Source organism: Rathayibacter sp. AY1D2, assembly GCF_002932695.1.
Lineage (GTDB): Bacteria > Actinomycetota > Actinomycetes > Actinomycetales > Microbacteriaceae > Rathayibacter.
This window is the reverse complement of sequence record NZ_PSVX01000023.1, coordinates 14,374-33,432: the sequence shown is the minus strand read 5'-3', so window position 1 is coordinate 33,432 and position 19,059 is coordinate 14,374. Positions and strand designations below refer to the sequence as shown.

Here is a 19,059-nt window from a genome sequence, read left to right as displayed (position 1 = left end):
GGCCGGGCTCAGCCCGAGTGGTGGCGCCCGATCGGCAGCACCAGCGGCGTCCGCGAGACCGGGTCCTCGATCACGCGCGACTCCATCCCGAACACCGCGCGCACCGTCTCCGGCGTCACCACCTCGGCGGGCGTGCCCGAGGCGTACAGGGCTCCGTCGCGCACGGCGACGAGGTGGTCGGCGTAGCGGGCGGCGAGGTTGAGGTCGTGCAGCACGATCACGATGGTCGTCCCGCGCGAGCGGTTGAGGTCGGTGAGCAGGTCGAGCACCTCGACCTGGTGCGACACGTCGAGGTAGGTCGTCGGCTCGTCCAGGAGGAGCACGTCGGTCCGCTGGGCGAGGGCCATCGCGATCCACACACGCTGGCGCTGCCCGCCCGAGAGCTCGTCCACGGGGCGGTCGGCGAGCTCGAGCGTGCCGGTGTCGCGCAGCGCCTCCTCGACGATCGCGTCGTCGTCCGATCCGGAGCCGCGGCCGAAGAGGCCCCGGTGCGGGTAGCGGCCCCGGGCGACCAGGTCCGAGACGGCGATCCCCTCCGGGGCGATCGGGGTCTGCGGCAGCAGCCCCACCTGCTGCGCGACCTGGCGCGTCGGGAGCCGGTGGATCGCGCGCCCGTTGAGCAGGACGCTCCCCGAGCGCGGGGTGATCAGCCGCGCCATCGCGCGCAGGAGCGTCGACTTGCCGCAGGCGTTCGCGCCGACGATCACCGTGATCCGGCCGGGCGGCACGGCGAGCGAGAGCCCGTCGACCACCACGCGCTCGTCGTAGGCGAGGGTGACCGCGTCGGCGGAGAGGGTGGGCGGGGCGTCGGTCACAGGGAGCCTCCGGAGCGGTTGCGGCGGGCGAGGAGCCAGAGCAGGAAGGGCGCGCCGAGGGCGCCGGTGACGACGCCGACCGGGAAGCGCGCGCCCGAGAACAGCGCGCCGACGACGTACTGGGCGAGCAGGTCGGCGGCGAGCACCACGACCGCGCCGACCAGGGCGGAGGGGATCAGCAGCGTGCGCGCGCTCGGCAGGATCCGCCGCGCGATCGGCCCCGAGACGAAGGCGACGAACGCGATGGGGCCGGTGGCGGCGGTCGCGACGGCCACGAGGCCGACTCCGACCGCGAGCAGGGCCAGCCGGCTGCGCCGCACGTCGAGCCCGAGCGCGGTCGCCGACTCGTCGCCGAGCTGCAGCACGCCGAGCCGGCCCGAGAGCAGCAGCGCCAGCGGCACCAGCACGAGCATCGTCAGCGCGAGCGGCGGGACGGAGGGCCAGGCGGCCGAATTGAGGCTGCCGGTCAGCCAGCGCAGCGACTCCTGGACGTCCTCGAAGTCGGCGCGGGTCTGCACGTAGGCGATCACGCTCTGGAACATCGCCGCGACGCCGATGCCGATGAGGATCAGCCGCGCCCCGATCACTCCGCCGCCCTCGGCCAGCCCGGCGATGATCAGGGCCGTCGCGAGCCCGGCCGCGACTGCGATCACCGAGACCGCGCCTCCCGAGAGCCCGAAGAACGCGATCGCGACGACGGCCGCCGCGCTCGCCCCCGAGGTGATGCCGATGATGTCGGGGCTGGCGAGGGCGTTGCGCAGCATCGTCTGGAAGATCACGCCGCCCATCCCGAAGCCCACGCCCACCAGGACGGCCGTGATGGTGCGCGGCAGCCGCAGCGTGCCCACGGTGAAGGAGGCGCCCGGCACGGTCTCGCCGAGGATCACGCGGACGACCTCCGGCACCGAGTAGACCGTGCTGCCGACCGTGAGCGAGACGACGACGAGCGCCAGCACGAGCACCGCGAGGACCGCGCAGCCGATGACCGTGCGCCGACGGCGCAGCGTGCGGCCGGCCGCGATGCCGACCGCGGCGGGCGCCTCCGCGGTCCTCACAGCGCCCGCACCTTCGAGCGGCGCACGATCGCGATGAGCACCGGGGCGCCGATCAGCGCGGTCACGATGCCCACCTCGACGTCGCTCGGCCGGGCGACCACGCGGCCGACCACGTCGGCGACGAGCAGCAGCAGGGCGCCGAGCAGAGCGGAGGAGGGCAGCAGCCAGGCGTGCGCGGGGCCGGTGACGCGGCGGGCGAGGTGCGGGACGACCAGGCCGATGAATCCGATCGGTCCGGCGATCGCGGTCGCGGCGCCGCAGAGCAGCACGGCCGCGAGCCCCGCGACCAGGCGGATGCGCCCCACGCGCCGGCCGAGGCCGGTCGCCAGGTCGTCGCCGAGCGCCAGGGCGTCGAGCCCTCGCGCGCTGGAGAGGGCCAGCACCGCGCCGACCGCGAGGAACGGGAGGACCTGCAGGATGCTCGCGGTCTCGGCGCCGCCGACTCCGCCGACCTGCCAGAAGCGGAAGCGGTTCAGCGTGGTCTCCTGCGTGAGCAGGACCGCGCTGATGAGGGAGGTGAGCGCGGCGGCGGTGGCGGCTCCGGCGAGGGCGAGCTTCAGCGGAGTGGCGCCCTCGCGGCCGAGCGACGCGACCGCGTAGACGAACGCCCCGGCGGCGGCGGCTCCGAGGAACGCGAGCCAGATGAACTGCGGCAGGCTCGTCGCGCCGACCCCGGCGATCCCGAGCACGACCGCGAGCGAGGCGCCGGAGTTGAGGCCGAGGATGCCCGGATCGGCGAGCGGGTTGCGGGTCAGGCCCTGCATCACGGCTCCGGCGAGCCCGAGCGCGGCGCCGACCAGGATCGCGAGGACCGTCCGCGGCACCCGCCCCTGCACCGCCGCGTCGACGATGGACGCCGGATCGGGCGAGGTCAGCGCCGGCCAGACCTCGCCGAGCGGGATCTCGCGGGAGCCGTACACGAGCGAGAGGACCGACGCGACGGCCAGCGCGACGAGGGCGACCGCCAGCGCGGTCGCCCTCGTCTTCCGGGTGGGTGCGGTGCGGGTCACGACACCTTGTCGGCGGCCGCGGCGAGGCCTGCGGTGTACTCGTCGAGCACCCACGGAATGCTGAGCAGGTTCGGCGACGAGGTGGCCATGGCGGCGGAGGAGCCGTCCTCCAGCACGTAGACGGAGCCGCGCTCGACGGCCGGGATCTTGGAGAGCAGCGGGTCGGCCTGCAGTGCGGCGAGGGTCGTGTCGTCGCCGTAGACGACGAGCACGTCGGCGTCGAGCTGGTCGGCGTTCTCGGAGCTGATCGTGCCGCTGAACGCCTCCGAGTCGCCGGAGAGCTCGACGACGCTCGGGGCGACGTCGAGTCCGAGGTCCTCGACGAACTTCACGCGCGCGTCGTTCGGCGTGTAGTAGGTGAAGGTGCTCGCGTCGGTCGGGTCGTACCAGCCGTACATGAACGTGGTGCCCGCGAGCTGCGGGTAGGACGCGGTGGTCTGCGTGATGTCGCTCTCGATCTCGCCGACCTTCGCGACGGCCTCGTCCTCGAGGCCCAGCGCGGCGCCGTCGAGCTTCGCGGAGTCCTGCCAGGTCGTGCCCCAGGGCAGGCCCGGGTAAGCGACGGTGGGGGCGATCTGGCTGAGGGTGTCGTAGTCCTGCCGGGTGATGCCGGAGTAGGCCGAGAGGATCACGGTCGGGCTGAGGTCCGAGATCGCCTCGAAGGGCACGCCGTCGGTCTCGTCGAACAGGGTCGGGGTCTCGGCGCCGGAGGCGTCGAGCGCCTCCTTCGTCCACACCAGCAGGCCGTCGCCGTCCTCGTCGCCGTAGGAGGCGCGGGTGAAGCCGACCGGGGTCACACCCAGCGCGAGCGCCACGTCCTGGTTGGTCCAGCTCGTCGCGACGACGCGGTCGGCCGACTCGACGGTGGTGCTGCCGAAGGCGTGGTCGACGGTGACGGGGAAGCCCTCGCTGCTCTCGGCGGCGCTGCTCTCGGACGTGCCCTCGGAGCCGGCGTCGGCTCCTCCCGAGCAGGCGGTGAGCAGCAGGGCGGCGAGGCCGAGCGAGGCGACGGCGGTCAGGCGGAGGGGGGTGCGAGTGGCGGGCACGGCGATCCTTCGAAGGGGGTGGTGGGGTTGCGAAGGTTAACCTAACCTAACCGCCTGGACGGGGCCAGTGGCCGAGCGGATCAGCGGACGGCTCGCACAGCCACCACCGCACCCATCCGTCGTCCGCGGCCCGTGCCCTCCGCCGGGACGGGCCGCTGCTGACGGATCGATCGCGGGTGCGGCCCAGCGGGAGCATCGTTAGCGTGGGGGTCCGCGCCGATCGCCGGCGCCGAGGGGAGCCCCATGGATCAGACCGTCGAGATCGACGCCCGGGCGGAGGCCCTGCGCGCCGACCCCGAGAGCTTCGCGGCGATGGACGCGCTCTGGCGCAGCGTCTACGCCCTGCCGATGTGGTGCTTCATCGCGCGGGGGCCGGACGACGCGCCCACCCCCTTCGTCGGCGGCCTGGAGTCGGGGCCGATGGTCTTCGCCTTCACCACGGGGGAGCGCGCCCGCGCCGGGGCGCTGCACGCCGGCCTCTCCGACGAGGACGCGTCACGCGTGCTGAAGGTGCCGATGCCGGCCGCGCTCGAGTGGATCGCGGCGATGGGGTCCTCCGGAGTCGCGGGAGTGGTCTTCGACCTGCCCCGCTTCGGGTACTTCGCGCCTCTCCAGAACCTGCTGCCGATGCGCGACTTCATGGCGGCGAACCCGCCGGCCTGAGCCCCGCCCCGTCGAGACCAGCGGATCCGCCGATACCAGCTGTTCCGCCGGTTGTCGCCGCCCCGAACTGGTCACTGGACGACACCCGAGGGTGGTGGGCAGGAGGCGCGCCCGTCCTCCGAGGACGAGGCCGGGAGACGCCGATGGGGAAGCTGCACTACGACGGATCGGTCGAGATCGACGTCGAGGACCGGGTGCTCGCCCACCTGCAGATCGTCCTCACCGCGAAGCTGCGCCGGGGGGAGTCGTGCCTGCTCACCTGGCGCGACGAGAACGGGATGAGCGACGGCCGCAGCGCGATCTGGCTGCACCCCTCGCACACGCTCCGCTACACCTACGTCGGCGGCCGCATGCCCCGCATCAACCCCGCCTGGATCTCGGCGCTCACCGATCTCGCGAACTCCGCCGGCGGCCTCCGCTTCGTCCCCGAGCCGCCGGAGCCCGTGCGTCCCCCCGGCGGGAGCGCTCGCCGGTCACCGGCGGCCGGCCCCGTGCCCGGCCTCGGGCTCAGCAGCCGGAGTCGGCGGTGTCCGCGTCGAGCGCCGCCGCGGTGCCGAGCGCGATCAGCGACTGATCCGTCGCGACCGCGACCCTCGGGAAGCCGAGCGCTCGCAGCAGCCCGGCGCGCTCGCGGTCGCCCGCGTAGGCCCCGGCACCCTTGCCCGCGCGCCGGGCCGCCGCGGCGATCCTCGGCAGCGGGTCGTCCGGACCGTCGGCGGCGAGCAGGTCGGACAGGTCCCGTCCGAGGCCGATCGCGAGGTCGAACGGGCCGACGAAGACTCCGCTCACGCCCGGCACCGCGAGAATCCGATCGACGGCGTCGAGACCGGCCTGCGTCTCGATCATGACCCAGAGCGCGGTGCGCGCCTCGGCGGCCGACGGGGGAGCGGCGCCCCAGAGATCGGACATCGGCCCCCAGCTGCGGCGGCCGAGCGGCGGGTAGTGCGCGGCGCGGACGGCCGCGAGCGCCTCCTCGACCGTCTCGATCATCGGGACGACCACGACGTCCGCTCCGGCGTCGAGCGCCCTGCCGATCAGCGCGTCGGAGAGCCCGGCGACCCGGACGCCGACGGGCGGCCTCCCGCTCACGGCGCCGAGCGCGCGCAGGGAGGCGAGGACCGCGGCGTCGTCGAACGCGCCGTGCTGCGCGTCCAGGCACAGCCACGCCGGCCCGCCGCGCGCGATCTGCGCGACGGTCAGCGGCTCCCCGAGCCGGCACCACACCCCGTCGGCCCGACCGTCTCCGAGAACCCGTTCCGCATCCACGGGTCCGATCCTCGCGCACGGAGCGCCGCCTAGGCGAGGACCGCCAGCGCCGTCGACAGGATCCCGAGGACGACGCCCGCCCCGAGCAGGATCAGGCCGGTCAGGCGCAGCGCCCGCACCGCGTCGCTCCACCGGTGCAGGCGGATGCGGTGCGGATCCTCCTCGCGGTAGTGCACCTCCCGCTGGTCCGACCGTGTCGGCGTCAGCGGGTCCCCGGCGGACAGCGGACGCGATCGCACCTCGCCGGCCCGGGTCACCCAGTGCAGCGCGAGGGGCGGACCCTCCTCGAGGTAGGCGGTCGTCGTCAGCCAGCGTCCGTCGATCAGCGCCGCGACGAACGCGGCGAGCAGGAACAGCACGCCGAGGGGGAGGGTGACCAGCGAGAGGGCCTCGGAGATCGTCTCCAGCATGCAGCGTCCCTCCGACCGGATCCGGTGCTGAGCGTACCGAGTCGGCGGCCGGCGCGTCCGCAGTGGGACGCGCCCCGCCGCCGAGCCCGCGGGCCTCAGCCCCAGGCGACCTCGAGGTCGACGACGAACGTCACTCCGAAGCGGTCGCGCAGCATCCCGTAGAGGGGCGACCAGGCCGCCGGGGCCAGGGGCACGACGACCGCCGCCCCCTCCGAGAGGCCGTCCCAGAGGCGGTGCAGCTCGTCGGCGTCGGAGCCGCGCAGCGACACGAACACCGGGATCGTGCCCGGGTCGTAAGCCGTGTGCGCGGGGACGTCGTACGCCATGACGCGGAAGCCGGCCTCGGAGACGACCTGGCCCCACATCAGCTGGTCGGCCTCGTCGGGCGCGGTGACAGCGTTCGCGTCCGCGTAGGACATCGCGTCGACCCGGCCTCCCGTGACCGAGGCGTAGAACTCCAGCGCCTCGCGGGCCTGTCCGCGGAAGTTGAGGTGGGTCGTCGTGGTGATGCTCATGGTGCGCTCCTCGCAGTCGTGCCGGGTCGATCACCCGGTGCCCCGACGCTCCCAGGAGAAGAGGACGGTGACGGTCCTCTTCTCGGAATACCCTCGGGACGTGTCCACGACGACCGAGCGGCTCCTCCTGCTCCTCTCCCTCCTGCAGACCCGCCGCGACTGGCCGGGCGGAGTGCTCGCCGAGCGCCTGGGGATCGCGCCGCGCACGGTGCGTCGCGACGTCGACCGGCTCCGCACGATGGGCTACCGGATCGACGCGGCGAAGGGCCCCGACGGCGGGTACCGGCTCGAGGCCGGCGCCGAGCTCCCGCCGCTGCTCTTCGACGACGAGCAGGTGCTCGCCCTCACCGCCGCCCTGCGCGCGCCGGTCGCGGGGCTCGAGGAGGCGTCGGCCCGGGCGCTGGCGACGGTGCGGCAGGTCCTGCCCGCCCGGCTCCGGCCCCGAGCTGATGCGCTGCGCTTCACGGTCGCGGCGGCGCCGGCCCCCGCAGTCCCTCCGGAGCGGCTGGTCGCGGTCGCGGCGGCCGTCCGGGCCTCGGAGGTGTTCCGCTTCGCGTACGCGGAGGCGGTGCGCCGCGTCGAGCCGCACCACCTGGTCGCGCGTCAGGGCCGCTGGTACCTCATCGGCTTCGACCTCGACCGCGACGACTGGCGGGTGTTCCGCGTGGACCGGCTCGAGCCGCGCTCGCCCCGCGGTGCCCGCTTCCGCCGCCGGGCGCTGCCGGTCGGGAGTCCCGCCGAGTTCCTGGAGGCGCGGTTCCGCGGCGGAGCGCCCGGGGAGGGGTGGCCGTGCCGCGGCTCGGTGGTGCTGGAGGCGCCCGCCGCCGAGGTCCTGCCCTACGCGGGCGACGGGGAGGTGGAGGACCTCGGCGACGCGGGCTGCCGACTCGCCCTCGGCGCCTGGTCCTGGGAGGCTCTCGCCGCGTCGTTCGGCCGGTTCGACGCTCCGATGGCCGGGGCCGAGCCGCCCGAGCTGGCCGCCGCGTTCCGCGTGCTCGCGGAGCGGTACGCCGCGGCGGGAGCCTGACCGGACCGCGGCGGCCGTCCGGCGCCGCTACTTCACCGAGTACCGGGCGCTCCCCGTGCTGCCGTCCGCCGTCGTGACCGTCAGCGTCCAGCAGGTGCCCCGCTTCGCGGGCACCGTCCACGCCTTCACGTAGCGGTTCGTCGCGGTGTCGTAGCGGAGGCGTCCGGTCAGGGTGGTCGTCGGCGCTCCGGTGAGGACGGCGCCGGCGGTGCAGGAGGTCTGCTTCTGCGTGACGCTGCGCACGTCGGCGAGGGCGGAGTGGCGGAACGTTCCCGCAGAGGACGTCGAGGTCACCTGGAACGTCATGCCGGTCGCGGCTCCGGCGGCCACGCTCTTCACCGAGGTGCTGAGCCCGCCGATCGTCCACGGGGTCACGGTGTAGGACGCGGTGAGGGTCGAGACGTTGCCCGCCCGGTCGGTCGCGGTCGCCCGGTACACGTGCGGACCGACGGAGCGGCCGCCGCCCGTGATCACGCAGGCGCCGGTGAGGCCCGAGAGCGGGTCGTCCGCGAGGCAGCGCGCCTCCGGGATCGCCGTGCCGTAGGGGTAGGACCCCTCGGGCTTCGACGTGAACGAGAGCTGCGGCTTCGTGGAGTCGATGCCGATGCCGCTGCGGGTCGTCGTGGCACGGTTGCCCGCGTTGTCGACGGCGGTGCCGGTGACGCTCTGGCCGGGGCCCTCGCGCAGGATCCGCGCGGGGGTGCAGCTGCGGATCCCGGAGCCGCTGCCGTCGGCGCAGGAGAAGCCGACGGAGACGGGGGAGCGGAACCAGCCTGCGGCGTTCGGAGCCGTCGGCGCGGTCGTCGCGGCGATGGTGGGGACGCCGGTGTCGACGATCCGGTAGGTCGCGGTGGCGGTCGTGGTCAGTCCTCCGGGGTCGGTCCAGGTGCAGGTCGCCGTGCGGGTGCCGAGGCCGTTCACGAGCGTGCCGGTGACGACGGCCTCCTCGCTGAACGTTCCGCTCTCCGCATCCGTGATCGCGCAGGCGGCCCTCGGCTCCGAGCCCTTCTCGTAGGAAGCGCCGTCGGTGGCGTAGGCGACCGTCACGACGGGCGGGGTGTTCGCGGGGACCACGGTGACCGTGTGCGGCACGCCGGCCGTGGTGCCGTACGCGTTCCGCGCGCTCACCGTGAAGGTGGAGTCGCCTGCGGTGGTCGGCCTGCCCGAGACGACGCCCTCCGGCGAGAGGGCCACCCCCGCGGGAAGGGCGCCGGACGAGACCTCGAAGGTCGCAGCCGGGCCGGACGCCGTGAAGGTCGCGGAGTAGCGGGTCCCGGTCGTGACGAGCGTCTCGGCGGTGTCGGCGGTGAGGGTCGGCAGCGGGCCGATCGCGAAGGCGTGGTTGAAGCCGACCGCGATGCCGGTGGCGCCGGTGATCCCGGCCGGGACGTCCAGCTCCGTGTCGCCGTCGGGGTGCAGGGAGACGACGGTGCCGTCGGACGTCAGCAGGACGCTGAAGCCGATGCCGGCGGCGATCGCGGTGATGCCGCCGAGATCGGCGGGGACCCGCGGCAAGCCGGAGTCGGCGGGGCCGCCCCAGGTGACGACGGTGCCGTCCCGCTTCAGGGCGAGGCTGTGGGAGTAGCTGACCGAGACGGCGACGACGTCGCGGAGGCCTGCCGGGGCGGTGTACGCGCCCCTGTCGTCGCCGCCCCACGCCACGACCGTCCCGTCGGCGCGCAGCGCGAGGCTGTTCCAGCCGCCCGCGGCGATCGCGACCACTCCGGAGAGACCCGCCGGCACGTCGGTCGCTCCGAACTGATCGGAGCCCCAGGCCGCCACGGTCCCGTCGCCCCGCAGAGCGAGGGTGTGGTAGCTGCCCGCGGCGACGGCGGTCACGCCGCCGAGTCCGGCCGGGACGTCGGTCTGGCCCTGACGGTCGTCGCCCCACGCGACGACCGTCCCCTCCATCGTGAGGGCGATGCTGTGGAGGTACCCGGTCGTGATCGCCGTCACCTCGCGGAGCCCGGCCGGCACGTCCCGCTCGCCCTCCAGATCCGCTCCCCAGGCCTCGACGGTGCCGTCGGTGTGGAGCGCGAGGGTGTGGCTGTAGCTGCTCGCGACGTCCGTGAGGTCGGACATGCCCGCCGGCACGTCCCACTCCCCGTTGAGGTAGCGCCCCCAGGCGGCGACGCCGTTGGCGAGGTGGTCGTTCCCGACCGGCACCGGGTCCGGCTCGGCGGAAGGCGAGGGGAGCCGCGGTGCCGGCGAGCAGCGCGACGGTCGCGGTCAGAGCGAGCAGAGTGCGGCGCAGACCCGCGGCGGTGCGGGCGGGGCGCGGAGAAGCGGGGTCGGTCACGGGCTCACGCTAGGGGCCGGCTCTCCTCCGCGGCGGGGGCGGGGGCGCCCTGTAGCGGACATGTCCTCTAGAGGGCGGAGCGCCGCTTCTCAAGGGCGGAGCCCGGGCCCTCCAGGGCGGAGCCTGGCCCCTCGGGGCCCGCGGCGGAAGGGCTTGCCCGGATCCGCGACGGGCGATTGGCTGGAGGGCAGGAGAGAGAGGTGTCACCATGACGCAGACCTTCCCCGCCTGGTTGCGGGATCAGCAGAAGAGGGACGACGAGGTCGGCCGCTTCGCGCAGGCCTTCGGCGGTCGCGACGACCTGCCCGAGCACGGCGGCCGCGCGATCTACGACGGCTACTTCGCCAGCGAGCCCGAGTCGGCGCAGGCCGATCTGGACCGCGCCTGGATGGAGTTCGAGGCGCACCCCGAGCCGTCCGCCACGTCCGACGAGCCGGAGGGACTCCGATGAGCGACCAGACCCCGAGCCCCGTCGAGGACCCGGACGACCAGTCCGACAAGCCGTCGCAGGCCGAGGGCGAGGACGAGCGCGACACCCCGCACGAGGTCCTGCCCGCCGAGGGCAAGCCCTCGAAGGCCGAGGGCTGAGCCGACGCACTGAGCCGACGCACTCCCCGGAGGGGCGCATCCTGCAGAGGGTGCGCCCCTCCGTCGCGTCAGCGCCCGGTGACCGCCAGCAGCTCGTGCGCCGCGGCGCTGTCCGGGTAGCGGGAGAGCACGCGCTCCAGATCGCGCCGAGCCGGAGCCGTGCGCCCGTCCGAGAGGAGCGTGCTCGCGCGCTCGAGCAGCGCCTCCGCCCGCAGCTCCACGGGCCGCGCACTGGTGACGGTCGGGCGCACCACGCGGTCGAACGCCTCGAGGGCGCCCTCGATCAGGCCGAGCTCGCGGAGAGCGACGCCGCGGCGGATGAGCACCGCGGCGGAGGCGGCGTCCACGTTCTCGACGGGCGCCGAGAACTCGGCCACGTCGCTCCAGCGTCGGCGGGCGGAGTAGAGGGAGGCGAGCGTCGACGCCGCGAGGGTCGACGGCTCCAGGGTCTCGACCGCCACGGCAGCCGCGGCCGGATCCGTGGGTGCCGTCAGCTCGGCGTAGAGCAGGCGCAGCGCCGGGGCGTCGAGCGGCACCTCCACGTCGAGGCCGCCGCTCAGCGGCAGGCGGACGGTCAGCGCGATCCCGTAGCGGCGGAGGAAGGAGTCGGCCGACGGGTCGTAGCGGATGCGCACCAGCCAGCCGGTGAGCCGCAGAGCGCGATCGTCGTCCGCGGAGTGCAGGGCGTCGCGGACGAGCTCGACGACGGCCGCGAGGCGCGAGCCCTCGGGGGAGCCGGTGGTCGCCTCGTGCAGGTCCTCCGCCGGCGCCCCGGCGCGCACGAGCCGGAGCAGGGGCGCCTCCCACGCCGGAGCGAGGGCGGAGGGGCGCACGAGACCCGGCCCGCCGGGCATGCTGAGCCAACCGGACAGCCGGGAGCGGTGGTCCTCGGGGGAGAGCGGGTCGCCGGCCGCCCGGAGCCGGGGGCGCGCGAGGGCACGGAGCTCTCCGCTCCGCCGGAAGCCGACTGCCACGGCCGATCCCCCTCCGCGTGCGACGGCGGCTGAGGACCGTCGATCCGCCGAGTCTACGGCTTCGCCCCCCGCCGTCACCCCCGAACGGGGAGCGACGCGCTGGCGGCGATCCCCCGCCTCCCGTCGTCGCCCCCCGGCGCTGTCAGGCGCCGATCGAGCCCGCCGTGCGCAGCGGCATCACGTCGGGCTTCTCGGCGGTGCTCGCGATCGTCACGACCGCCTTCTCCTCGTTCGAGCGAAGCACGGCGTCCATGATCTCGAGCACGTGCAGGGCCACGCGGCCGGAGGCGCGGTGCGGGCGGTCCTCCGCGATCGCCTCCGCGAGGTCGGCCAGTCCCACTCCGCGACCGGTGTCGATCACGCCGGCGGAGTCGGGGACGACCCGCCAGTCCTCGTCGCGGACGGCGACCTCGACCGGGTCCGAGAACATGTTCGGATCCGGGACCGAGATGGTGCCCTCGGTGCCGTAGACCTCGAACTTCGGGGCCCGGCTGCGCCAGACCTCGAAGCTCACGGTGACGGTCGTGGCGACTCCGCTCGCGTGCTCGAGCAGCGCGGTGATGTGCGTGTCGATCGTCACCTCGATCGGCGTGCCCGCCTTCGGCCCGGTCTCGATCGTGCGCGGGCGGTCGGAGCGGGTGGCCAGGCCCGTGACGCGGACGACCGGCCCGAAGAAGTGCACGAGCGCCGTCAGGTAGTACGGGCCCATGTCCAGCAGCGGGCCGCCGCCGGGCTGGTAGTAGAACTCGGGCGCCGGGTGCCAGCGCTCGTGGCCGGGAGCGGCCCAGTGCACCTGCGCGGCGATCGGGGTGCCGATCGCGCCGGAGTCGAGGGTGAGGCGCGCGGTCTGCACGCCGGTCCCGAGCACCGTGTCCGGGGCGCTCGCGAAGCGCAGGCCCAGCTCGTCCGCGAGGTCGAGCATCGGCGCGGCCTCGGCCGGGTTCAGCCCGAGCGGCTTCTCGGCGAAGACGTGCTTGCCCGCCTTCAGGGCGCGGGTGCCGATCTCGACGTGCGCCGCCGGGATCGTGAGGTTCAGCACCGCGTCGATCTCCGGGTCGTCGATCAGCGCGTCGACGGTGAGGGCGCGGACGCCCTGCTCGTCGGCGACCTGCTGCGCCCGCTCCTGGTTCAGGTCGGCCACCGCGACGAGGCGGAGGCCGGGGAAGGTCGGGAGGTTCGCGAGGTACTGCTCGCTGATCTTCCCGACGCCGATGATGCCGACTCTCAGCGGGACGCCCACAGCATTCCCCTCTCGATGATCGTGCGGACGTTGTCGTCCTGGAGGATCTCGACGCGGTGGCCCGGCGTCGAGACGAAGATGCGGCCCTCGCCCCAGAGGCGGGTCCAGATCGCGGGGGAGGTGATGGGGCGCTTCCACGGGTCCCACGGGCGGACGGCCTGCGTGGTCGTGGCGAGCACGTCGTTGTAGTCGTCGTGCAGCACCCAGTACTGCTCCGTGACCAGCTCGAAGTCGGAGATGCCCTGCGTGATCGGGTGGTCGGCGGCGAGGGCCGTCATCTCGATCGTGTGCGGCATGTAGTTGTCCGACTGCTCGCCGGTGCGCTCGTCCGGGTGCTTGCCGGGGTGCGAGGCGAACTGGCCGCCGATCAGCTGCAGGTAGTCGGAGTTGTCGCGGTAGGAGTCGGCGATCCCGCCGTGCCAGCCGGCGAGGCCCGTGCCGCGCTCGACCGCCGCGCGGAGGCCCAGGAACTCCTCCCACTGGATGGAGGTCATCGTGTTCGACTGCACGATCAGGTCGACCGTCCGCATGTAGGCCTCATCGGCGTACACGGCGGTCGACTCCTCGACGCGCACGTCGTAGCCGTTGTCGCGGAGGAACGGCAGGAACAGCTCGGTCGCCTCGACCGGTTGGTGGCCGTCCCAGCCCCCTCGGACGACGAGGGCCGTCTTGCCGGGAGTGGTCGGGGAGTGGTCGGTCATCGTCGTCCTCACGTGCGGGCGGATCGCTCCGCGGTTCGTCATCGAACAGGACTTGCGCAACTTCTGTGCGGTAGCCCCGGCGTCCGACCATCATGCACCGCGGTTCCCGGCGGGAGCAAGCCGTCCGCGCGCCGGTCCAGTTGCGAAAGTCGGTATCCGCTACGGTGAGCACATGCCCGACCACGACGACGTCTCCGGAGCGACCACCCGCCCGACCATGGCGCTCATCGCCGAGCGCGCCGGGACGAGCGTCCCCACCGTCTCGAAGGTGCTCAACGGCGGCACCGACGTCTCGGAGGCGACCCGTCTGCGCGTGATGGAGGCGGCGCACGCGCTCGGCTACCGCCGCCGACCGCGCCTGCGCCCGCCGGTCGAGGATCCGCACTCCGCCCAGATCGTCGACGTCGTCGTCGGCCACATCGGCGGCACCTGGATCGGCCCGGTCCTCGAGGGCATCGAGGCCGAGGCCTCCGCCGCCGGGGTCGACCTGGTGCTCACCCGCGCCCGCGACGACGGCGCCTGGATCAGCCGCCTCCTCCGCCGCCCCTCGCTCGGCGCCATCGTGGTGCTGGTCAACGTCTCGGCCGCGCAGCTGCACCTGCTGACCACCGCCGAGCTGCCCGTCGTCGTCGTCGACCCCAGCACGCGGCCGCCGGCCGACGTCGCGAGCGTCGGCGCGACCAACTGGGACGGGGGCCGCATGGCCGCCGAGCACCTCCTCGACGCCGGCCACACCCGCTTCGGCGTCCTCGGCGGCACCCGCACCCAGCTCTACAGCAGCGCCCGGATCGACGGCTTCACCACCGCGCTCCGCGCCGCCGGGGTCGAGGATCCGCGCGTCGCCTACTGCGACTGGGACCGCGAGCTGGCCCGCGAGGCCGCCGGGCTGATGCTCGCCGAGCCCGACGCGCCGACCGCCTTCTTCGCCTGCTCCGACGTGATGGCGCTCGGCGTCTACGAGGCCGCCGACGACGCCGGCCTCCGCATCCCCCGCGACCTCAGCGTCATCGGCTTCGACGACGTCGAGGAGTCGGCCTGGGCGACCCCGCCGATGACCACGATCCAGCAGCCCATCGGCGAGATGGGCGCCATCGCCTTCCGGATGCTGCACCAGGCGCACCGGTCGGCGACCCCGCTCGCCTCGGGCGCCTCGGCCACCCGCATGGAGCTCGAGACGCGCCTGATCCGCCGCGCCTCCGTCGCGCCCGTGCGCGTCTAGCGCCGCCCGCTCGCCCTCCCACCCCCGCCCCCTCGGGATCGAGGCGTCACGAACGGTCCTCATCCGCCCGCCGTGACGACCGTTCGTGACGCATCGACCCCGGCGGGCGCCGCGGTCCCGCGGCCCCCGCCCTCAGTGCCCCGCGCCGAGGTTCCCGGCGAGGCGGCCGTGAATCCGGGTGGAGGCGTCGTTCATCCCCTCGATCACGGCGCGGGTGCCGTGGCGCTCGTACTTGGTCGTGACGGCGTCCAGCGCGGCGACGGTCGAGGCGTCCCAGATGTGGGAGCCGGAGAGGTCGATCACGACGTGCGCAGGGTCCTCCGCGTAGGAGAACTGCGTGGTGAGGTCGTTGCTGGAAGCGAAGAACAGCTCGCCGGTGACCGTGTAGTGGGCCGTCGATCCGTCGGTCGAGAGGGTGCGCTCGACGGTGGCGAAGTGGGCGACCCGGCGGGCGAAGACGACCATGGCGGCCAGGACGCCGACGACGACTCCGATCGCCAGGTTGTGGGTGAGGACGACCACGACGACCGTGGCGATCATGACGACCGTCTCGCCCACGGGCATCCGCTTCAGGGTCGACGGGCGGATGCTGTGCCAGTCGAACGTCGCCACCGAGACCATCACCATCACCGCGACCAGCGCGGCCATCGGGATGATCGCGACGAGGTCGCCGAGCGCGACGACGAGGATCAGGAGGAACACGCCGGCGAGGAAGGTCGAGATGCGGGTGCGGGCGCCGGACGCCTTCACGTTGATCATCGTCTGGCCGATCATCGCGCAGCCGCCCATGCCGCCGAACAGGCCGGAGAGCACGTTCGCGGCGCCCTGCCCGAGCGACTCGCGGGTCTTGCGGGAGGGGGTGTCGGTGATGTCGTCGACGAGCTTCGCAGTCATCAGCGACTCGAGGAGTCCGACGAGCGCCATCGCGACGGCGTACGGCGCGATGGTCGTGAAGGTCTCCCAGGTCAGCGGTACGTTCGGCAGGAACAGCTCGGGGAGGCTGCGGGGCAGCTCGCCCTGATCGCCCACGGTGGGGACGGCGACCGCCGTGACGACGACCGCCGCGGTGATGAGGACGATGGCGACGAGAGGCGCCGGAACGGCCTTCGTCAGGCGCGGCATCACCACCATGATCACGATGCCGACGGCGACCAGCGGGTAGACCAGCCAGGGCACGCCGATCAGGTTGGGGATCTGCGCCGAGAAGATCAGGATCGCCAGCGCGTTCACGAATCCGACCATCACGCTGCGGGGGATGAAGCGCATGAGCTTCGCCACTCCGAGCAGCCCGAGCACGATCTGGAACACGCCCGCGAGGATCACCGTCGCGATGAAGTAGTCCATCCCGTAGTCGCGGGCGACGGGGGCGATCACCAGGGCGACGGCGCCGGTGGCGGCGGTGATCATCGCGGGGCGGCCGCCGAGGAACGCGATCGACACGGCCATCACGAACGACGAGAAGAGGCCGACCCGCGGATCCACGCCCGCGATGATCGAGAACGAGATCGCCTCGGGGATGAGCGCGAGTGCGACGACGAGGCCGGCGAGGACCTCGCGGGTCAGGATGCGGGGGGTGCGCAGCGCCGTCATCACGGTGGGCTCGGCGTGCGGGCGGGCAGGGGTCTTCGAGGCGAGGGCCATCGCGGCGGCTCCAGGGAGTGGGAGGGGTGCTCGACGAGGAGCGCGGAGGGCTGCGGCATCGGGTCGGCGGAAGCGGGCGGGGATGCCAAGCTTGCAGAGGCGTGTCAGCAGCACGGGCAACCCTACCCTCACGTAAGGGTAGACCTGAAGGGGTGAGCAGGATCGGCACCATGCACATCGGCGAGCTCGCCGAGCGGACCGGCCTCTCGCTCCGGACCCTGCGCCACTACGACGAGATCGGCCTCGTGAAGGCGTCCGGCCGCACCGAGGGCGGCTTCCGCCTCTACACGTCCACCGACTACGACCGCCTGATCCTCATCCGCCGCATGAAGCCGCTCGGCTTCTCGCTGGAGGAGATGGCCGCGCTGCTCCGCGTGATCGACACCCTCGAGGCCGAGGGCGACGACGCGCCGGCCGAGGTCCGCGCGCAGCTCGACGCCTTCGTCGCGCAGGCCCGCGAGCGCCGCGAGGCGCTGAGCGCCCAACTCGCGATGGCGGACGAGTTCGTCGAGCTGCTCACCAGCCGCTGAGCCCGGCCGCCGAGCCCCGCCGCCCGGCCGCCTGCGCGATCGATGCGTCGCGAACGGCTCCCACGCGGCTCCGATGACGACCGTTCGCGACGCATCGGATCCCGGGAGCGCGGGAGAGCCGCTCAGGTCGCGCTCGCGTCGGGCAGCTGCTCCGGGCAGTCGCCGCCCGGCTCGGTGGCGAGCTCGAAGTGCCAGATCTCGTTCGCGTAGATCTGGCAGAGCCCGTAGTCGGTGCCGTGCTGTGCGAGCCAGCTGTCCGCGGCCGTGTAGCCGATGTCGACCGCGCCGCCGGTGAGGTGGGTGGAGGAGGTGACGGATGCGACGCGGCGGCCGCGGCCTGACGGCGGCTCTCAGCCGCGCGGGCCGCGGGCCAGCAGGGCGTGCAGCAGCGGCAGCGCCGACGCGATCATCAGCACGGTCCCGAAGCCGCTGTCGTCCGGGCGCACGACGGCGCCGGCGATCAGCAGTCCCGCGAACAGCACGGCCGAGATCACGCGGCGGACGGTGCCCTCGAGCCGGTTCAGCCGGCGCTCGATGGTGGGGACGGTGACCGCGAGCTCGCCGTCGTCGAGGGTCGTGACGAGCTCGTCGAGCCGGCGCGGCAGGCGCCAGATCAGGCCGAGCGTGTCGACGGCCTGCTTGCCGACGTCCTGCACGACGGAGCCGCGCTCCTCGCGGATCAGCTGCTGCGCGTAGGGCTCGACCGAGTCCCACAGGTTGAAGGCCGGGTCGAGCGCGCTGCAGACGCCCGAGGTCAGCGACATCGCGCGGATGACGAGCAGGAAGTTCTCGGGGAGCTGGAACGGCAGCGCGCGCACGACGTCGCCGAACTGCACGGCGAAGTCGCGGAACTCGCGCGGATCCACCTCCCGCAGCTCGGCGAAGCCCATGCCGCCGAAGCGGGCGAAGAGCTGCGTGAGCGCCCGCTCCAGCTCACGGGAGTCGGCCGAGGGGAGGAGGACGCCGACCGCGCGGGCCGCGTCGACGAGACCCTTGCCGTCGCGGGAGGCGGCGGCGATCAGCATCCGGCGCAGGCCCGCACGGGTGCTCGGCGGCACCTCGCCCATCATCCCGAAGTCGATGAAGGTGAGGCGCCAGGGCAGCTCGCCCCCAGGGGTCGGCGTGACGAAGACGTTGCCGGGGTGCGGATCCGCGTGGAAGTAGCCGTTGGTGAAGAGCTGGTCGAACATCACGGCCGCGAAGACCGGAGCGACCTCCCGCGGATCGATCCCGGCGGCCAGCAGCGCGGCGTGGTCCGTGATCTTGATCGCGGTGACGTCCTCGAGCGTGAGGACCTTGCGGGTCGAGCGCTCCCAGACCACGTCCGGGACGGCCACCCGGGCGTCGCCCGCGAAGTCGGCGGCGAAGCGGACGGAGTTGGCCGCCTCCTGCAGGTAGTCGATCTCCTCGAGGCTGGTGACCGCGAACTCCTCGACGAGCGCCGGGGCGTCGACGCGGTCCGAGACCAGGCGCACGTGGCTGAGCCAGCCGCCGACGCGGCGCAGAGCCGCGAGGTCGACCTCGACGATCTGGTCGATCCCCGGCCGCTGCACCTTCATGATGGCGGCGGAGTAGCCGGTGTCCTCGGCGTCGACGGGGGAGAGCCGGGCGCGGTGGGCCTGCCCGAGGGAGGCGGCGGCGACGGGCGACTCGTCGACTCCGGCGTACGCGCGCTCGAGCGGCAGCCCGAGCTCGGACTCGGCCAGCGCCCGGATCCGCGGGAACGGGACGGGCGGGACCTCGTCCTGCAGCCCCTCCAGCTCGCGCGTGATCTCGGGCGGCAGCACGTCCAGGCGCGACGACATGAACTGGCCGACCTTGATCATCAGGCCGCCGAGGTCGACCGCGAGCACGTGGAAGCTGCGGGCGAAGCGGCGCATCCGGCCGGGTCGGGTGCGGAGCGCGACGCGCGTGAGCCCCACCCGCGGCAGGAGCAGGTCGAAGAACCAGGTGACCGCGAGATGCCACGCGGCGAAGCGGAGGATCCGGCGGTAGCGCCGCCGGTCCTCCCGCTCTCGGTGGCCCGGGGCGGCAGGACCCGGGCTGACCGAGGCCACCCG

Annotated in this window: 19 protein-coding genes; 6 read left to right on the top strand and 13 right to left on the bottom strand. The window is 73.9% G+C overall.

Going from position 1 to position 19,059, the window contains the following annotated elements:
• Positions 1-8: 8 nt before the first annotated feature.
• The 4 genes from C5D04_RS07875 to C5D04_RS07860 are packed head-to-tail and all read right to left on the bottom strand — an operon-like array spanning position 9 to position 3,926.
• Entirely contained in the window at positions 9-815 is an 807-nt protein-coding gene (locus C5D04_RS07875) for an ABC transporter ATP-binding protein (RefSeq protein ID WP_104347536.1), read from the bottom strand.
• Positions 812-1,870: an iron chelate uptake ABC transporter family permease subunit gene (locus C5D04_RS07870; protein WP_104261585.1), complete on the bottom strand. Its 1,059-nt coding sequence runs from the start codon at positions 1,868-1,870 to the stop codon at positions 812-814. Before C5D04_RS07870 ends, C5D04_RS07875 begins: the two co-directional genes overlap by 4 nt.
• Entirely contained in the window at positions 1,867-2,880 is a 1,014-nt protein-coding gene (locus C5D04_RS07865) for an iron ABC transporter permease (RefSeq protein WP_104224306.1), read from the bottom strand. The genes C5D04_RS07870 and C5D04_RS07865 overlap by 4 nt, the downstream gene beginning before the upstream one ends.
• Complete coding sequence (locus C5D04_RS07860) at positions 2,877-3,926, bottom strand: iron-siderophore ABC transporter substrate-binding protein (protein WP_181125670.1); 1,050 nt, start codon at positions 3,924-3,926, stop codon at positions 2,877-2,879. The genes C5D04_RS07865 and C5D04_RS07860 overlap by 4 nt, the downstream gene beginning before the upstream one ends.
• A 243-nt stretch (positions 3,927-4,169) precedes the next feature.
• Between C5D04_RS07860 and C5D04_RS07855 the strand changes: the two genes are divergently transcribed.
• Entirely contained in the window at positions 4,170-4,589 is a 420-nt protein-coding gene (locus C5D04_RS07855) for a hypothetical protein (protein WP_104224305.1), read from the top strand.
• Between the two features lie 507 nt (positions 4,590-5,096).
• Here C5D04_RS07855 and C5D04_RS18185 read toward each other — a convergent pair.
• The 3 genes from C5D04_RS18185 to C5D04_RS07840 form a co-directional block, all read right to left on the bottom strand.
• A complete protein-coding gene (locus tag C5D04_RS18185; RefSeq protein WP_181137690.1) occupies positions 5,097-5,855 on the bottom strand; it encodes an HpcH/HpaI aldolase/citrate lyase family protein in 759 nt (252 codons plus the stop codon).
• A gap of 29 nt (positions 5,856-5,884) precedes the next feature.
• Entirely contained in the window at positions 5,885-6,265 is a 381-nt protein-coding gene (locus C5D04_RS18180) for a hypothetical protein (protein WP_104267914.1), read from the bottom strand.
• Between the two features lie 95 nt (positions 6,266-6,360).
• Positions 6,361-6,780, bottom strand: coding sequence for a VOC family protein (locus C5D04_RS07840; protein ID WP_104224302.1), 420 nt, complete (start codon positions 6,778-6,780; stop codon positions 6,361-6,363).
• Between the two features lie 100 nt (positions 6,781-6,880).
• Between C5D04_RS07840 and C5D04_RS07835 the strand changes: the two genes are divergently transcribed.
• Positions 6,881-7,807: a YafY family protein gene (locus C5D04_RS07835; protein ID WP_258068864.1), complete on the top strand. Its 927-nt coding sequence runs from the start codon at positions 6,881-6,883 to the stop codon at positions 7,805-7,807.
• Between the two features lie 27 nt (positions 7,808-7,834).
• On the opposite strand, the gene C5D04_RS07830 is transcribed toward C5D04_RS07835, so the two are convergent.
• The gene (locus tag C5D04_RS07830) at positions 7,835-9,973 is read right to left on the bottom strand and encodes a PxKF domain-containing protein (protein ID WP_104347534.1); all 2,139 of its coding nucleotides are present in this window, start codon (positions 9,971-9,973) and stop codon (positions 7,835-7,837) included.
• Between the two features lie 341 nt (positions 9,974-10,314).
• Between C5D04_RS07830 and C5D04_RS07825 the strand changes: the two genes are divergently transcribed.
• Both C5D04_RS07825 and C5D04_RS18175 read left to right on the top strand, forming a co-directional pair.
• On the top strand, positions 10,315-10,557 hold the full coding sequence (locus tag C5D04_RS07825; RefSeq protein WP_104227148.1) for a hypothetical protein: 243 nt from the start codon (positions 10,315-10,317) through the stop codon (positions 10,555-10,557).
• On the top strand, positions 10,554-10,694 hold the full coding sequence (locus tag C5D04_RS18175; RefSeq protein ID WP_159940045.1) for a hypothetical protein: 141 nt from the start codon (positions 10,554-10,556) through the stop codon (positions 10,692-10,694). Before C5D04_RS07825 ends, C5D04_RS18175 begins: the two co-directional genes overlap by 4 nt.
• A gap of 68 nt (positions 10,695-10,762) precedes the next feature.
• Here the strand turns inward: C5D04_RS18175 and C5D04_RS07820 are convergent, their stop codons facing one another.
• The 3 genes from C5D04_RS07820 to C5D04_RS07810 form a co-directional block, all read right to left on the bottom strand.
• Entirely contained in the window at positions 10,763-11,668 is a 906-nt protein-coding gene (locus C5D04_RS07820; protein WP_104347533.1) for a tol-pal system YbgF family protein, read from the bottom strand.
• 142 nt (positions 11,669-11,810) lie between these two features.
• Positions 11,811-12,908 carry a Gfo/Idh/MocA family protein gene (locus C5D04_RS07815; protein ID WP_104255953.1) on the bottom strand — a complete coding sequence of 366 codons (1,098 nt, stop codon included), beginning with the start codon at positions 12,906-12,908 and terminating at the stop codon, positions 11,811-11,813.
• Complete coding sequence (locus C5D04_RS07810; RefSeq protein ID WP_104224320.1) at positions 12,893-13,609, bottom strand: ThuA domain-containing protein; 717 nt, start codon at positions 13,607-13,609, stop codon at positions 12,893-12,895. The genes C5D04_RS07815 and C5D04_RS07810 overlap by 16 nt, the downstream gene beginning before the upstream one ends.
• 172 nt (positions 13,610-13,781) lie before the next feature.
• Here C5D04_RS07810 and C5D04_RS07805 point away from each other — a divergent pair, with 172 nt between their 5' ends.
• Entirely contained in the window at positions 13,782-14,828 is a 1,047-nt protein-coding gene (locus C5D04_RS07805) for a LacI family DNA-binding transcriptional regulator (RefSeq protein WP_104224297.1), read from the top strand.
• 132 nt (positions 14,829-14,960) lie between these two features.
• Here the strand turns inward: C5D04_RS07805 and C5D04_RS07800 are convergent, their stop codons facing one another.
• Positions 14,961-16,469, bottom strand: coding sequence for a SulP family inorganic anion transporter (locus C5D04_RS07800; protein ID WP_104347532.1), 1,509 nt, complete (start codon positions 16,467-16,469; stop codon positions 14,961-14,963).
• Positions 16,470-16,639: 170 nt separating this feature from the next.
• Between C5D04_RS07800 and C5D04_RS07795 the strand changes: the two genes are divergently transcribed.
• Complete coding sequence (locus tag C5D04_RS07795; RefSeq protein WP_104227142.1) at positions 16,640-16,999, top strand: MerR family DNA-binding transcriptional regulator; 360 nt, start codon at positions 16,640-16,642, stop codon at positions 16,997-16,999.
• A gap of 350 nt (positions 17,000-17,349) precedes the next feature.
• On the opposite strand, the gene C5D04_RS07790 is transcribed toward C5D04_RS07795, so the two are convergent.
• A complete protein-coding gene (locus C5D04_RS07790; protein ID WP_104267906.1) occupies positions 17,350-19,056 on the bottom strand; it encodes an AarF/ABC1/UbiB kinase family protein in 1,707 nt (568 codons plus the stop codon).
• Between the last annotated feature and the right edge of the window lie 3 nt (positions 19,057-19,059).